Origin of the sequence: Massilia timonae (genome assembly GCF_001866515.1) — a bacterium.
GTDB lineage: Bacteria > Pseudomonadota > Gammaproteobacteria > Burkholderiales > Burkholderiaceae_D > Telluria > Telluria timonae.
Genome location: NZ_JRYB01000001.1, coordinates 2,855,398 through 2,870,467, shown reverse-complemented (window position 1 = coordinate 2,870,467; position 15,070 = coordinate 2,855,398). Strand labels below are relative to the sequence as shown.

Below are 15,070 nucleotides of genomic sequence, written 5' to 3'. Positions count from 1 at the left end.
CGTTAAAATCGCTGCACCATGGCCCAATTATCCGCACTTGAAACACTGATCGACCTGGCGCAGAAGGATTCCGATGCTGCCGCCAAGCGCCTGGGCGCGGCCAACAAACTGGTCGAGGAAGCCGAACAGAAGCTGGAAATGCTGGTCGGCTACCGCGACGAATACGCGCGCAAGCTCGATGCCGCCCAGGTGGCCGGCATCACGCCTTTCGCGTACCACAACTTCGTTGCCTTTATTGGCAAGTTGGACCATGCCTTGAATGGCCAGCGCGACGTATTGAAGCATGCCCAGTTCAAGGCGGAATCCGAGCGCAAGACTTTGCAGGAAAGCGAACGCAAGCGCTTGTCGTATCGCACGCTGAACGAACGCGCCGCGAGCGAAGCGCTCAAGGTGCAGAACAAGCGCGACCAGAAACTGATGGACGACCACGCGGCGCGTGGCGCCCGCTACAAACAACGCTGAGCGAATCATGACGACGCAGACCACGAATCTCCTGTTCCAGACCACGGGCGCCAATGCCAGCGCGCCACGCAGTGCGAGTCAGGACCGGCTGGCCGACAGCGCACGCAACAATGGCGCCTTCGGCGCCACCCTGGCGCGCGAACTGGCGGCGCGCCAGCAGGCGCCGCAGCCGCAGGCGCCGACCCCGGCTGCCCAGCAGCCGAAGCCGGCCGCGCAGCAGCAGCAATCGAAACCGAATGCCGCCGACAAGCCCGCCAACCGCGAGCCGGTGCGCGAACAGGCCAAGGCCGGCGTCAAGCCGGCCAGCCACGAAGGCGAAGCGAAGACCGCGTCCGCCGAGGGCGCGGAAGAATCCGGCGCGGCCGAAGGCGCGGCCGAAGCCGCCGCCGCGGCCACGACGCCGGTCACCGACATGCTGGCCTTCATGGCCAGCCTGACCAGGCCCGCAAGCGCCGACGCCGCTGCCGTGCCGCTTGACGCCGCCGCTGCCGGCGACCTGCAATCGAAGGCGCTGGAAAGCGCGCTGGAGCACATGACCGGCGCGGCCGGCAGCGCGGCCGGTGACGCCGCGGCCGGCGCCGCCGTCACCGACGAGCTCGGCAAAGGCGTCTCGCTGGCCGCCGGCGTGCAGCGTGCCCCGGTCGACCCGAACGCGCCCCAGGTCCAGACCGGCGCGCTGCCGGAAGGCCAGCAGGATGCCGCCCAGTTCCAGACCCAGCTGCGCGAAAGCCAGCAGCAACTGGCAACGGCCGTCGAGGAAGCCCCGGCCCCGCTGGCCCAGCTGCAGGCCCAGGCCGCCAAGATGGCGGACGCGGTCGGCAACCCGGCCGCCGTGCCGGGCGACCGCATCCCGGCCCGTGTCGGCAGCCAGGCCTGGGACAACCAGGTCAGCCAGCGCATCGTCTACATGGTCGGCAAGGAGCAGGCCGCCACCCTGACCCTGAACCCGCCCGACCTGGGCCCGGTCCAGATCGTGCTCAACGTGAGCAACGACCAGGCCAGCGTGGCCTTCTCGGCCGAGCAGCTGGAAGTGCGCCAGGCGCTGGAAAACGCCCTCCCGCGCCTGCGCGAGATGATGAGTGAAAGCGGCATCGCCCTGAATAACGCGACGGTCGACGCCGGCGCACGCCAGCAGCAGCAGGATGACCAACGCCGTGCGTCCGGCGGCACGGGCGCCAATGGCAACCTGGCCGGCGCTGGCGCCGGCAACGAGGGCGAGGCCGCGGTGAACGAAGTCGCGCCGCGCACCCGCACCGTGGGCCTGGGCGAGCGCGGAATGGTCGACCTGTTCGCGTAATCCCGGCCGGGACGGCGCGCAAGGGGCGGCCCGACGGCCGCCCTTTTCCATTCCGTCATCGCGCGCCTGCAACAATTCCGGATTTACTGCCTCTTCCTCCCTCTTTTCTAGGCTTGCCCGGGTGCATCTTTCCGCGACAATGCCATAATGTTGTACCCATTAACCAGCACTGAAGACCTATTTTGAAAGCGAATCCGAAAATGAAAGCTGATCCGAAAGCGGACCCGGCTGCAGCAGCGGCACCGGCCGGCTCGAAGAAAAAGCTCATCATCATGATCCTCGCCGCGATCCTCGTGCTTGGCGCGGGCGCCGGCGGCGGCTGGTATTTCAGCCAGTCCTCGGCCGCCCATGGCGAAGAAGAAGCCCCGGCCAAGGAAACCAAGAAGAAGAAAAAGAAAGATCCGGAATCCAAGCCGGAATACGTGCCGATCGAGGCCTTCACCGTCAATCTGCAGCCCGAGAACGGCGAGCAGTATTTGCAGGTACAGTTCACCCTGCAGGTCGACGGCGCCGAACAGGCGACCATGGTAAAAGACAATATGGCGATCGTGCGCAACCGCGTGCTGCTCCTGTTGTCGAGCAAAAAAGCGTCCGAAATCAATACGGTAGAGGGCAAGCAGCAACTGGCGTCCGAAATCCAGGCGGCGATCACCGAGCCGTTCGAGAAACATGGCGACGAACAGGAAGTGTCCGACGTATTATTCACTTCGTTTATCATCCAGTAAGCATTCAGTAAACACGAAGAAACATGGCCGATAATTTCCTCTCACAGGAAGAAGTCGATGCCCTCTTAAAAGGGGTCAACGGCGATCAGGACGACATTGCGACGCCTGAAGACACCTCGGGGGTACGCACCTATAACCTGGCAACGCAGGAGCGCATCGTGCGCGGCCGCATGCCGACGCTCGAGATCATCAACGAGCGTTTCGCCAGGTATCTGCGGGTCGGCCTGTTCAACTTCCTGCGCCGCAGCGCCGAGGTCTCGGTCGGCTCGGTGCGGGTCTCCAAGTACAGCGAGTTCATCCGCAACCTGGTGGTCCCGACCAACCTGAACCTGATCCACATGAAGCCGCTGCGCGGCACCGCCCTGATGGTGTTCGATCCGGGCCTGGTGTTCCTGCTGGTGGACAACCTGTTCGGCGGCGACGGGCGCTTCCACACCCGCGTCGAGGGCCGCGACTTTACCCAGACCGAGCAGCGCATCATCATGCGCATCCTCGACATCGTGTTCGAGGCCTACGGCAAGTCGTGGGAGCCGGTCTATCCGATCGAGTTCGAGTACATCCGTTCCGAGATGAACACGCAGTTCGCCAACATCGCGACCCCGAACGAAGTCGTGGTGTCCTGCACCTTCACGGTCGAGCTGGGCTCGGTGTCGGGCCAGATCCACTTCTGCATGCCCTACTCGATGATCGAGCCGATCCGCGACGCGCTGACCTCGAGCATCCAGGGCGAGGCGCTGGAAGTCGACAAGCGCTGGGTGCGCCTGCTGACGCAACAGATCCAGGTCGCCGAGGTCGAGCTGGTCGCGGTGCTGGGCAACGGCAAGGCGAACTTCGACGAGATCCTGAACATGAAGATCGGCGACGTGATCCCGATCGTGGTGCCCGACATGCTGCAGGCCACGGTCGACGGCGTGCCGGTGATGGATTGCAGTTACGGCGTGCACAACGGGCAATATGCGCTGAAGGTCGAGAAGCTGCTCGCCAATAGCGACACCTTCAGCAAGTAATCGATATGATTGGCCAGGCGCAGGGCGCCGGCCGAAGCAAGAAGCAATACAGGAGAACACCATGTCGGACAACCAGGAAGACCAGGACCACATCGACGACGATTGGGGCGCGGCGATCGCCGAGCAGGCCGCGGCCGAAGCCGCGGCGCTCGAGCGCCAGCAACAGCAGCAGGCGACCGCCCCGGCCGCGGCTGCCGCCGTGTTCAAGGATTTCTCGAACAAGGGCGCGCGCAACGAGACGCCGAACGACATCGACTTCATTCTCGACATCCCGGTGCAATTGACGGTGGAACTGGGCCGCACCAAGATCGCCATCAAGAACCTGCTGCAACTGGCGCAGGGCTCGGTGGTCGAGCTGGACGGCCTGGCCGGCGAGCCGATGGACGTGCTGGTCAACGGCTGCCTGATCGCCCAGGGCGAGGTGGTGGTCGTGAATGACAAGTTCGGGATCCGACTCACTGATATCATCACGCCATCTGAACGGATTCGCAAACTGAATAAATGACCCCGCGCCGCGCCCCTGCCCTGTTTTTCGATCGCACTCCTGTCACCGGATACGCAGGCGTAGGGTTGGCGGCATTGCTGTTCGCTCCCGTCGTCGCCTTCGCCCAGCAGAGCGCGGCGACCGACACGTCGACCGCGCCGGCCCCGGCCGCCCACGCGGACTCCGAAACGCCACGCCGCCCCGGCGAAACCACCACCGGCCGCCCGCCGGCGCCGGCCGTGCCGGCCCCGGCGACCACACCCACCGCGAAAGCCCCGCCGACCGCCCCGCTGCCCGGCGATGCCGCCGCAAGCACTGACACCACCCCGCCGGTTTCCACCGCGCCCGTGTCGCCGGCGTCCACCGCGCCGCTGAGCGAAGCCCCGCGCGTATCGATGCCGGCCTCGACGCCATCGTCGATGCCCACCTCGTCCACCGCCAGCCCCGGCGCGGGCGGCCTGCTCAAGACCATCATGGCCTTGACGCTGGTGCTCGGCCTGCTGGCCGGCCTGGCCTGGATGATGAAACGCTTCGGTCCCAAGATGAGCGGCGGCAGCGCCAACCTGCGCGTGGTCGGCGCCCTGAACCTGGGCGGTCGCGAACGCATCATGGTGGTCGAAGTCGGCGACCAGTGGATCGTGGTCGGCGCCGCGCCGGGCCGCGTCAACGCCCTGCACACCATGCCGCGCCAGGAAGGCGAACTGGCCCCGACCGCCGCCCACGGCGCACTCCCGGCCAATCACTTCGCGGACTGGCTCAAGAAGACGATCGACAAACGCAATGCGAGCTAAACACCTTTTGTTGGCCGGCGCACTGGCCCTGCCGCTGATCGCGGCGGCCCAGCCCGGCATCCCGGCATTCCAGAGCAGCCCGGCGCCGGGCGGCGGCACGTCGTACTCGCTGCCGGTCCAGACCCTGCTGCTGCTGACCTCACTCACCTTCCTGCCGGCCGCGCTGCTGATGATGACGGCGTTCACCCGCATCATCATCGTGCTGTCGCTGCTGCGCCAGGCGCTGGGCACCCAGACCGCGCCGCCGAACCAGGTGATGGTGGGGCTGGCGCTGTTCCTGACCTTCTTCGTGATGGGACCGACGTTCGACCGCATCTACAGCGAGGCCTACCTGCCGCTGCAGCGCAACGAGATCCAGATGACCGAGGCCATGAACCGCGGCGCGGTGCCGCTCAAGGAATTCATGGTCAAGCAGACGCGCCAGTCCGACCTGGCGCTGTTCGTCAAGATCTCGCGTTCCGAAGCGCTGCAGGGGCCCGAAGACATTCCGCTGCGGGTCCTGATTCCGGCCTTCGTTACCAGCGAACTGAAGACGGCGTTCCAGATCGGCTTCGCGATCTTCATCCCCTTCCTGATCATCGACATGGTAGTGGCGTCGGTGCTGATGGCGATGGGCATGATGATGATGTCGCCCGCCGTCATCGCCCTGCCGTTCAAGCTGATGCTGTTCGTGCTGGTCGACGGCTGGCAGTTACTGCTGGGCTCGCTGTCCCAGAGTTTCTACTGAGGAGGCGGCCATGACACCCGAAAGCGTGATGACGATGGGCCGCACGGCCATGGAAGTGACGCTGATGATCTCGGCCCCGCTGCTGCTGGTGGCGCTGATCATCGGCCTGATCATCAGCATCTTCCAGGCCGCGACCCAGATCAACGAAGCGACCCTGTCCTTCATCCCGAAGCTGGTCGGCGTGTTCGTCGCCTTGGTGGTGGCCGGGCCGTGGATGCTGTCGGTGATGCTCGACTACATGCGCCAGGTGTTCACCGGGATTCCGGGCTTGATCGGGTAAGGCCCGCGTGCTGACGCTGACCTCGGTCGAGATCAACGCCTGGATCGCCGGCCTGCTGTGGCCGCTGTCGCGCATCCTGGGGCTGATCGCCGCCGCGCCGCTGTTCGGCAACGCCGGCGTGCCGCTGCGCGTCAAGGTCTTGCTCGGCGTGTTCCTGGCGCTGGTGATCGCGCCGCTGGTGCCGGCGGTGCCGGCAGCCGATCCAACCTCGTGGGCAGGCCTGCTCATCCTGGTCAAGGAAATGATCATCGGGCTGGCGATGGGCTTCGCCATGCGCCTCGTGTTCGCCGCCGTCGAGTACGCGGGCGAGGTGGCCAGCCAGACCATGGGCCTGGGCTTCGCCATGTTCTTCGATCCCAGCACGCGCGGACGTTCGTCGGCCATCAGCCAGTTCATGGCCCTGGTCGCGACCATGGCTTTCCTGGCCGTGAACGGGCACCTGGTGCTGCTCGAGGCGCTGGCCGAAAGCTTCGTCACCATGCCGATCACCGAGACGCCGTTTTCGTCCAACGCGGCGCTGGAACTGGCGCGCTGGGGCGGACGCATCTTCTCGGCCGGCCTGCAGATCGCGATGCCGATCATCGCCGCCCTGCTGATCACGCAAGTCGCCCTCGGCATCCTGACGCGCGCCGCGCCACAGCTGAACATCTTCGGCATCGGTTTCCCGATCACGCTGGGCGTGGGCTTCCTGACCCTGAGCCTGGCCCTGCCCTACCTCAGCGCGCCGATCGTCAACCTGTTCAACCAGGGCATCGAAACCACCCGGTCGCTGCCGCGCGCCGGCAATCCACAGCCGGGAACGGCGGGAGCGGCGCCGGCGCAACCGGCGCCGGTGGTGCCTGCGCCTGGCTGATCAGAGGAAACAAGGTTAGAATGAGAATAATTCTCATTCATCTTGTTGCATATGCCCGATTCCCTGCTTCGCCGCCGCCTGCTCGGCGCCGCCGCCGTCACCACCCTGGCCGGCCTCGCCGCGCCGCTGGCGCGCGCCGCCGAAGGGTGGCAGACCGCCACCCTGCCGCTGGCCCGGCAACATGACCTGACATCCGCCATCACCGGCCAGCACTACCGCATCTTCGTCGCCGTGCCGCCCGGCGCGGCGCCCGCCGCGGGGCATCCGGTGCTGTATGCGCTGGACGGCAACGCCACCTTCCCGACCCTGGCGCTCATGGCGCGCAGCGCCGGCGTGCGCAGCCGCGTCACCGGCCAGACGCCACCGGTAATTGTCGGCATCGGCTATGCCGGCGACCAGCCCTACAGCAGCGCGCGCGGCCGCGATTACACGCCGCCGACCGGCAAGGCGGGACCGGCGGCCGAAGGCGGCGCCGACCTGTTCCTCGACTTCATCGAAAAAGAACTGAAACCGCTGGTGGCGACGCTGGCGCCGCTCGACCCGGCGCGCCAGGCGCTGTACGGGCATTCGTACGGCGGCCTGTGCACGCTGCACGCGCTGTTCAGCCGCCCCGCCATGTTCCAGACCTATCTCGCGGCCAGCCCGTCGATCTGGTATGGCGAACGCAGGGTGCTGACGGGCATGGAGGGATTCGCCAAACGCCTTGCTTCCCTGCCGTCGAAACCCTCCCTGATGCTGGCCGTGGGCGAGCTGGAACAGCCGGCGGCGAACGGCGCCGCGCTGGAAGGCCGCCAGGCGGTCGCGGCCAGGCGGCGCATGGTCGACGAGGCGCGCGAACTCGCCGACCGGCTGCAGGCGGACCAGACGCTGGCACGGGTCCGGTTCCACCTGCTGGCGCATGAGAACCATGGCTCGGCGATGTTCCCGGCCATGGCGCGCGGGCTGGAGTTTTTCCTCGCTTAGCGCGCCGGCGCGCGGTAGCGCATCGCCACGTCGCAGCGCGCATAGCGCGCGCCGTAGTCCGCCATGATGCCGGCGTCGTGTTCGAAACCCAGCTTCTCGTACAGGTGGATGGCGGCGGCGCACCTGGCGTTGCTGAGCAGGTAGAGCGGCTCGGCCCCGAGCCCTATGGCGCGGGCGATCATCGCCTCGAGCAGGAATTCGCCGGCCTTCAGGCCGCGCGCGCTTTCGCGCACGCCCATCTTGGTCAGCTCGAAACTGCGCGCGCCGGTCTTTTGCAGCGCGCAGGTGCCGACGATGCCCAATCCGCGCGCTTCCACGAACAGGATCGCGCCGCCCGGATCGACGATCTTCGCGCGCGGATTTTCCAGCACCTCGCGGTCGGTCGCCTCGAGCTTGAACATGGCGTTGATCCATTCGGCGTTGATGTCGTGGAAGTGACTTGCCAGCTCGTCGCTGAACTCGTGGATCGTGAGAAGCTGCGGCGCCGAGCGCGCGGCCAGCGCATCAATGGAATGCTCCGCCAGCGCCGCCTCGATGGCGGCGATCTGCTCCATGAACTCTTCAGGCCGGCCGCCGAACAAGGTCTTGACCGCCTCGCCGATCTGCGGCCACACATACAGCTTGGCGCGCGCCAGCACCGCATTGCCCTCGGAGGTCAGCGAAATGGTGCGCTGGCGCCCATCGCCGTCCCTGTCCTGTTGCGACTCGACCAGGCCCAGGTCGGCCAACTGGCCGATGCCGCGCGTGATGCCGGGCTGGCTGACGCCGACCACCTGGACCAGTTGCCCGATGGTCAGCGCCTGGCCGTCGAGCGCGGCCAGCAGCGGCATGTGGGCCGGCTGCACCGGCAAGCCCGCATCCGACGCGACCCTGGCGGCGCCCGCCTGCATCCGTTCGCCCAGGCGCTTCAGGCGGCTGCCCAGGAAGGTCGGGCCCAGCTCTTTCAATAAATCCGACATCGGCAATCTCCATAACGCGATATATAACAGTGTATATTCGTGCCGACCGGATCGTCAACGCTTCTCACCCTTCGATGCCGCATGCCTGAAACGCCACCTTTTGGCCCGTAATGCTACTTAGCCAACAAACAAAAGCGCACGGCAGGGGTAGCCTGAACATCCCAGGGCGTAGCGCCTCCACCAAGCCATGCATGTGGCCGCTATCGACATGAAAACATCTAGACCTCTCAAGATCGTCGGTTGGATCCTGCTTGGAATCACGGTCATCGTGATCCTCTTCTTCCTGCTGTTCGACTGGAATATGCTGCGGCCGTATATCAACCGCAAGATATCGGAAACCACGGGCCGTGAATTCGCGATCCGAGGCGACCTGGACGTCAAGTTCCAGCGCGGACTGGACAGCGAACGCGGCTGGCGACGCTACGTGCCGCGCCCGTACATCAGCGCCAACGACGTCACCATGAGCAACCCGACCTGGAGCACGGTCGGCCCGCAAATGGCCGGGGCGCAGCGCGTCGAGGTGGGCCTGCACGTGCTGCCGCTGCTGCGCAAGGACGTCGTCATCACCGACCTGCGTCTGGCGGCCCCCGACATCGCCGTGCAGCGGCTCGAGGATGGCCGCAACTCCTGGACCTTCAAGGACAACGGCCCGTCACAGTGGAATGTCGACATCCAGCGCCTGTCCTTCAACAGCGGCAAGCTGCGCTATGCGGACGAGCCGCTCGGCATCGACCTGCGCGCGGACGCGCGCACGATCGACGGCCAGCAGCCTGCGCCGGCCGCGGGCGTGCCGCCGTACGGCCTGGCCTTCACCCTGTCGGGCACCTACAACAAGGCGAAGATCACGGGCGGCGGCAAGGCCGGCGCGGTGCTGTCGCTGACCGGCGAAGACATCACCTTCCCGATCGAGGCCGAGGCCAGCGCCGGCCAGAACAAGCTCGGCCTGCGCGGCGTGGTGCGCGATCCGCGCTCGCCGTCCGGCTTCGCCCTCAAGATGGAGCTGGCCGGCGCCAGCATGGCCGACCTGTACGGCCTGACCGGCGTGCTGCTGCCGGAAACCCCGCCCTACTCGACCCGCGGCGAACTGCTGGGCAAGAAGGACGGCGACTTCTGGAGCTTCACGTATAAAGACTTCACCGGCAAGGTCGGCGCCAGCGACCTCGCCGGCACCCTGACCTATGCCCAGCGCAAGCCGCGCCCGTTCCTGAGCGGCGCCCTGACCTCCAAGCAACTGCGCCTGGCCGACCTGGGGCCGACCGTCGGCGCCGACACCGGCGCCGGCACCAAGGAAGCGGGCCGCATCAAGGCGCCGCCGCCCGGCAAGGCCTTGCCGGTGGAAGGGTTCAATACCGAGAAGTGGGGAGCGCTGGATGCCGACGTCAAATTCTCCGGCAAGCGCATCGTGCGCACCCATGACATTCCGCTGGAAGACCTCGAGACCACCATCCGCATGAAGAACAAGGTGCTCACCCTCACCCCGCTCAGCTTCGGCATGGCGGGCGGACGCATCACCTCCAACATCCGCCTCGACGGCAGCGGCAAGACGCTGGACGCCGGGGCCCGCCTGGCGGCGCGCGGCCTCAAGATCCGCGAACTGTTCCCCAAGCTGCAGTCGATGCAGGCCAGCTTCGGTGAGGTCAATGGCGACGGTGTGCTGGCCGGCAAGGGCAATACGGTGGCGGCCATGCTGGGCACCTCGCACGGCGAAATCAATGCCGTCGTCACCGAGGGCACGGTCAGCCAGTTCATGCTCGAACTGGCCGGCCTGAACGTGGCTAACGCCATCTTCGTCAAGATCTTCGGCGACAAGCAGATGATGCTCAATTGCGTGGCGGCCCAGACCACGGTGCGCAATGGCCGCGCCAACATCGACCGCTTCGTGCTCGACAGCGAGGATGCGGTGGTGAACATGTCGGGTTACGTCGACCTGGCCAGCGAACGCCTGGACCTGGACGTGCGGCCGAAAACCAAGGGCGCGCGCGTGCTGTCGCTGCGCACGCCGCTGTATGCGCGCGGCACCTTCACCGAGCCGAAGGTCGGACCGCAGGCGGGTCCGCTGGCGCTGAAGGCCGGCGCCGCCGTGGCGCTGGCCACCGTGAATCCGCTGGCCGCCCTGCTGCCGCTGATTAACGTCGACAAGGCGCCGGACACCAACTGCGGCGCCGAGATCAGGGAGGCGACCAAGCCGCCGAAAGTGAATGCGAAGACGCCGCCGAAGCCGGTAGCGGCGCGCTGATCACCAGGCGTTAATCAAAGGACGTTGAACAGCGACAGCCCCGACATCGTCTTGAACGACATCTGCGCCGCCTGCAGCGTCAGCTGTTGCTGGGAGAAGTCCGAGATCGCCTTGACCGTGTCCAGGCCCTGCAGGTCGTCCAGCGTGGTCGCGTACTGGATATCGAGGTCGGAACCGGCGCTGTCCAGGTAGTCCAGCTCGTTCATGTGGGCGCCGACCGACGCCTGCACGGTCAGCACGTTGTCGTGGGCGTTCTTGAGGTTGTCGATCGCCGTGTTCAGCTGGTTGGTCAGGGCCGCCTTGCCGGTCGCGCCGTCGCCCGGCATGCGCAGCGTCTTGATCAGGTCGGTCACGGTGGTGAACACCGACTGCTTCTGGCTCGGCTCGACGGTGAACTTGTCGCCGGCCGCCGGCACGCCCTTGATGTCCATCGCCATGCCGCCGAAGGCGATCTGCTGGCCTTCCTTGTACGGCAGGTCTTGCTGGTCCGGCAAGGCGGTGCGCGGATCGGTGCTGGTGTTGTACACGGTATAGGTCGGCGCCGGCGGCTCGTCCGCGCTCATGCCGAACTCGATCTCATATTTGCTGCTGTCGAGCGCCGGACGGTTGACCACCGAGCCGGACGAGATGATGGCGGAACCGGTGTTGCCGCTGGCGGCCTGGGTCTGGAACGTGCCATTGCCGGTCGGGATCGCTTCGAACACGGCGCTGCCCGACGCCGACAGCGGCACCTTGCGCGATTCGCTCACCTGCAGCTGGCGCACGCCCGAGTCGCCCTGGTAGGCGGCGCCGGTCGGCGTCGCCGTGAACGGCTGGGTGGTGGTCTTGAAACCCGAGAACAGGTAGCCGCCCGCGCCGTCGGCGGTATTGGCCACGCCCAGCAGGTCGGCCAGGCGGCCTTCGAGCTCGGTGGCCAGCTTTTCGCGGTCGCTCTGCAGCATGATGCCATTGCCGCCCTCCACCGCCAGTTCCTGGATTTCCTGCAGCAGGTCGCCGGCGTTCTGCAGCGCCGATTCGGTGAAGCCCATCGCCGACTTGGCGCTGCTGCGATTGGTCGCGAACTGGGCGTTGATGTTTTGCGACTGGGTCACCTCGAGCGCGCGCGCCGACGCCACCGGATCGTCGGCCGGGGTCAACAGGCGGCGGTCGGTCGACAGCTGCATCTGCGTGCGCGCCAGCGCCGACTGCAGGTTGTTGAGCTGGTTGGTCGAAGTGTTGTAGAGGTTCAGGGTACTGATGCGCATGGTGGTCCTTGCTCGGGTCAGGCGTTAGCGGCCGATCGACAGCAGCGAATCGAAGATCGTGCCGGCGATCTGCATCACCTTGCTGGCCGCCTGGTAGGCCTGCTGGTACTTGATCAGGTTGGTGGCTTCCTCGTCCAGGTTGACGCCGGCGACGTCGGCCTGGGCGCCCTGCGCCTGCGCCAGCAGGGCATTGTTGGCCGAGGCATTGATCTGGACTTCGCGCGTCTTGTTGCCGACTTCGCTCACCATCTGGGCGTACGACGACTGGATGGTCGCGGTGCCGCCGTTGAAGATGTTCTTGGTCTGCAGCTCGCCCAGCGCCGCGATGTTGCGGGTGTCGCCCACGCCGCTGCTGTTGTCGGCGATCTCGAACTTGTCGCCGCCGCCCGGGGCGCCGGTCATGGTCACGCTGATGCCGCCGAAGCTGTAAGTGGCGCCGTTCTCGAACACGACGTCGCCGGTGATCGGCGTCTTGTTGCCCTTGTCGTCGACCTTGTAGACGGTCTCGCCGGCCGGGAAACCGGTCAGCGTGTCGGCCGCGCCATCGGCGCCTTTGTTGAAGGTGAGCGTGATCGGCAGCGCCGGCGGCGTGTCCAGGAACTCGCTGTCGACCTTGATCTCGCTGATCTTGCCGCTGCCGGTATTGGTCGACGGTTCATTGCTCAGGACCGGGGCCGCGGCCGCGATCTGCGACACGTCGGTGGCCAGCACCTTGAAGTCGGCCGCGCCGTTGATGGTCGGGCGCACCAGGAAGGTGTCGCCCTCGCGCGCGCTCTTCGAGAAGGTCATCTCCACGCCGCCGACCTCGAAGGTGGCGTTGCCGTCGGCATCGGGCTCGACCGACCCGACCGAGGTGCGGTCCGGCAGGCTGAGCACGTGGTAGCGGCCCTCGGAGAACTTGACCTCGTAGTCGTTGTCGGTCAGCTTGGACGGATCGACGACCTTGGCCGTCAGTTCCGACGTGCTCAGCGGCGAGCTGTTGACGCTCTTGCCGACGTAGGCCGGCGCTTCGTTGAAGAAGGCCTTGCCCGGCTCGCCGTTCTGGTCCAGGCCCAGCTCGTGCTGGCGGTTGAACTCGAAGGCCAGGCCGATCGCGATCTTGCCGAGCTGGCTCTGGGCCTTGTCCAGCGTGTTGCTGCGGAAATCGAGCACGCCGCCCAGCTTACCGCCCGGCAGCGCGCCGTCGGGCAGCACCGACACCTTGTTGCCGACCTGGTAGCCCACTTCCAGGCGCGTCAGGTCGGTCGGCGACTGCATCGTCGCCAGCTGGAAGGAATCCTGGCCCACGACCAGCGGCTGGCCATTGCCGATCGAAACCGTCAGGCTGTTGTTATCGCCCGGCAGCACGGTGGCTTTGACATATTTGTTCAGTTCGAGCACCAGCTGGTCGCGCTGGTCCAGCAAGTCGTTCGGCGGACGCTGGGGCGACGAGGCATAGTTGCCGATCTGCTCGTTGAGCTTGGCGATCTGCTGGGCATAGGTGTTGATCGCGGTGACGCTCGATTCGATCTCGGAATTGACGCCCTCGCGGATCTCGCCCAGGCGCGCATCCAGGCCGTTCAGGCGCGTGGCCAGCGATTCGGCGTTCGACAGCATGGCCTGGCGCGACGGCACCGAGGCGCGGTTGGCGGCCATGTCCTGCACGCCCTTGAAGAAACTCTGCGTCGCCGGGGTCAGGCCCGACGTGGTGTCGGCCAGCAGGTTGTCGATCTGCTTGATCTGCGAATAATACGATTCCAGGCCGCTGCTGCCGGCCTGGGCGTTGCGCACTTGCGTGTTCAAAAAGTCGTCGCTGTAGCGCTTGATCTGCGCGATCTGGGTGCCGGTGCCCATGAAGCCGACGCCGGTGTTCAGGGCGGCCGCGGTGGCCTGCACCACCACCTGGCGGCTGTAGCCGGCCACGTTGGCGTTGGTGATGTTGTGGCCGGTGGTGGACAGGGCCGCCTGGGCTGCGTACAGGCCGGTCTTACCGATGGCGAGAAGGCTACTCATGACTTTTTTCTCTCTTTAACAAGTCCGTCTACGGCAGCTTTTGGAAAAACTTGACGGTCATTTGTAACGACATTTTTCTGGGCCGGCGCTTCAGGCCAGCGAGTTCTTGATCAATCGGGTCAGCTTGGCCGCGTAATTCGGGTCGGTCGCATAGCCGGCGCGCTGCAGGCCCTTGGCGAAGGCTTCGGCGTCGCCGCCGCTGGCGATGACTTTTTCGTAACGCGGGTTGTTGGCGATCAGCCTGGCGTAGTCGCGGAACGAATCGGCGGGCGAATCGTAGGCGCGGAATTTCTCCACTTTCGTCTGCGGCTTGCCGTTCACGTACTCGGTCGTCACGGCGGTGGCGACCTTGCCCTTCCAGCTCGGACCGGCCTTGATGCCGAACAGGTTGTTGCTGCTGGTGCCGTCGGCATTCTTGATCATGCGCTTGCCCCAGCCGGTCTCGAGCGCGGCCTGGCCCAGCATGAACTTGGCCGGGATGCCGGTGCTCTGCTCGGCCGCGTGGGCGTGCTCGTGCAGCTTTTCCTGGAAGGCGCGCACGTGCGGCGCCTGGGTGCGGCCATTCTCGAGCGTGGCCGGCAGCGCCGGCGCCTTGCCGGCGCCTTCCGTGCCGGCGCTGTTCTGGTACATGGCGGCGCCATTCATCGCGCCCGGCAGGCCGCGCGTGCCCATGCCGGTGCTTGCGCCCGCGCTCACGCCGTCGGCGCCGATCGCCAGCGCCTGCTGGCCCATCTGCTGCGAGCTCAGCTGGCGCACCAGCACGTCGGCCAGGCCGACGCCGCGCTTGGCCAGGTTCTGGCTCATCTGCTGGTCGAGCATGGTGGTGAAGGTCTTGGTCTGCTGGTTGTCCATCAGACCTTCCTGCGGCGTGGCGTCGCGCATGCTCTTCATCATCATATTGATGAACATCGCCTCGAACTGGGTCGCCGCTTCCTTGAGGGCGGCCGGCGAGCCATCCTTCGCGCTCTGCCGCAAGCCGTTGAGGCTGTTGGTGTCGAGCGCGAGCTTGGCGGTCTGGTCGTTGGAGAGGCGCGAGGCGATCATGCGTGG

The 15,070-nt window shown here is 66.4% G+C and carries 15 protein-coding genes; 11 read left to right on the top strand and 4 right to left on the bottom strand.

The window, feature by feature from the left end; genetic code table 11:
- Positions 1 to 18: 18 nt before the first annotated feature.
- The 10 genes from fliJ (at position 19) to LO55_RS12310 (ending at position 7,589) form a co-directional block, all read left to right on the top strand.
- Positions 19 to 462 carry a flagellar export protein FliJ gene (gene fliJ / locus LO55_RS12355; protein WP_071361666.1) on the top strand — a complete coding sequence of 148 codons (444 nt, stop codon included), beginning with the start codon at positions 19 to 21 and terminating at the stop codon, positions 460 to 462.
- 7 nt (positions 463 to 469) lie between these two features.
- Positions 470 to 1,759 (top strand): flagellar hook-length control protein FliK, encoded by a 1,290-nt coding sequence (locus LO55_RS27005; protein ID WP_071361665.1) that lies wholly within the window; start codon positions 470 to 472, stop codon positions 1,757 to 1,759.
- Between the two features lie 200 nt (positions 1,760 to 1,959).
- Entirely contained in the window at positions 1,960 to 2,484 is a 525-nt protein-coding gene (gene fliL, locus LO55_RS12345) for a flagellar basal body-associated protein FliL (RefSeq protein ID WP_071361664.1), read from the top strand.
- Positions 2,485 to 2,507: 23 nt separating this feature from the next.
- Positions 2,508 to 3,491, top strand: coding sequence for a flagellar motor switch protein FliM (fliM, locus tag LO55_RS12340; protein WP_005665871.1), 984 nt, complete (start codon positions 2,508 to 2,510; stop codon positions 3,489 to 3,491).
- A gap of 61 nt (positions 3,492 to 3,552) precedes the next feature.
- A complete protein-coding gene (gene fliN, locus LO55_RS12335) occupies positions 3,553 to 3,996 on the top strand; it encodes a flagellar motor switch protein FliN (RefSeq protein WP_005665870.1) in 444 nt (147 codons plus the stop codon).
- A gap of 65 nt (positions 3,997 to 4,061) precedes the next feature.
- Positions 4,062 to 4,766, top strand: a complete 705-nt coding sequence (gene fliO, locus LO55_RS27000) for a flagellar biosynthetic protein FliO (RefSeq protein WP_229410134.1) — start codon at positions 4,062 to 4,064, stop codon at positions 4,764 to 4,766.
- The gene (fliP, locus tag LO55_RS12325; RefSeq protein ID WP_071361663.1) at positions 4,756 to 5,493 is read left to right on the top strand and encodes a flagellar type III secretion system pore protein FliP; all 738 of its coding nucleotides are present in this window, start codon (positions 4,756 to 4,758) and stop codon (positions 5,491 to 5,493) included. The genes fliO and fliP overlap by 11 nt, the downstream gene beginning before the upstream one ends.
- Before the next feature lie 10 nt (positions 5,494 to 5,503).
- Positions 5,504 to 5,773, top strand: coding sequence for a flagellar biosynthesis protein FliQ (gene fliQ / locus LO55_RS12320; protein WP_005665867.1), 270 nt, complete (start codon positions 5,504 to 5,506; stop codon positions 5,771 to 5,773).
- Between the two features lie 7 nt (positions 5,774 to 5,780).
- Positions 5,781 to 6,626 (top strand): flagellar biosynthetic protein FliR, encoded by an 846-nt coding sequence (gene fliR, locus LO55_RS12315; protein ID WP_071361662.1) that lies wholly within the window; start codon positions 5,781 to 5,783, stop codon positions 6,624 to 6,626.
- 51 nt (positions 6,627 to 6,677) lie between these two features.
- Complete coding sequence (locus tag LO55_RS12310; protein WP_071361661.1) at positions 6,678 to 7,589, top strand: alpha/beta hydrolase; 912 nt, start codon at positions 6,678 to 6,680, stop codon at positions 7,587 to 7,589.
- Here LO55_RS12310 and LO55_RS12305 read toward each other — a convergent pair.
- Complete coding sequence (locus tag LO55_RS12305) at positions 7,586 to 8,548, bottom strand: bifunctional helix-turn-helix transcriptional regulator/GNAT family N-acetyltransferase (RefSeq protein ID WP_071361660.1); 963 nt, start codon at positions 8,546 to 8,548, stop codon at positions 7,586 to 7,588. The genes LO55_RS12310 and LO55_RS12305 overlap by 4 nt on opposite strands.
- Positions 8,549 to 8,756: 208 nt before the next feature.
- On the opposite strand from LO55_RS12305, the gene LO55_RS12300 reads away from it, so the two are divergent.
- Positions 8,757 to 10,784 carry an AsmA family protein gene (locus LO55_RS12300; RefSeq protein WP_229410133.1) on the top strand — a complete coding sequence of 676 codons (2,028 nt, stop codon included), beginning with the start codon at positions 8,757 to 8,759 and terminating at the stop codon, positions 10,782 to 10,784.
- Between the two features lie 14 nt (positions 10,785 to 10,798).
- Here the strand turns inward: LO55_RS12300 and flgL are convergent, their stop codons facing one another.
- The 3 genes from flgL to flgJ all read right to left on the bottom strand — a co-directional run bounded on the left by flgL (position 10,799) and on the right by flgJ (position 15,064).
- A complete protein-coding gene (gene flgL, locus LO55_RS12295; RefSeq protein ID WP_071361658.1) occupies positions 10,799 to 12,028 on the bottom strand; it encodes a flagellar hook-associated protein FlgL in 1,230 nt (409 codons plus the stop codon).
- A 24-nt stretch (positions 12,029 to 12,052) separates the two neighbouring features.
- Positions 12,053 to 14,020, bottom strand: a complete 1,968-nt coding sequence (gene flgK / locus LO55_RS12290; protein WP_071361657.1) for a flagellar hook-associated protein FlgK — start codon at positions 14,018 to 14,020, stop codon at positions 12,053 to 12,055.
- A gap of 90 nt (positions 14,021 to 14,110) precedes the next feature.
- The gene (gene flgJ / locus LO55_RS12285) at positions 14,111 to 15,064 is read right to left on the bottom strand and encodes a flagellar assembly peptidoglycan hydrolase FlgJ (protein ID WP_005665860.1); all 954 of its coding nucleotides are present in this window, start codon (positions 15,062 to 15,064) and stop codon (positions 14,111 to 14,113) included.
- Positions 15,065 to 15,070: the final 6 nt, after the last annotated feature.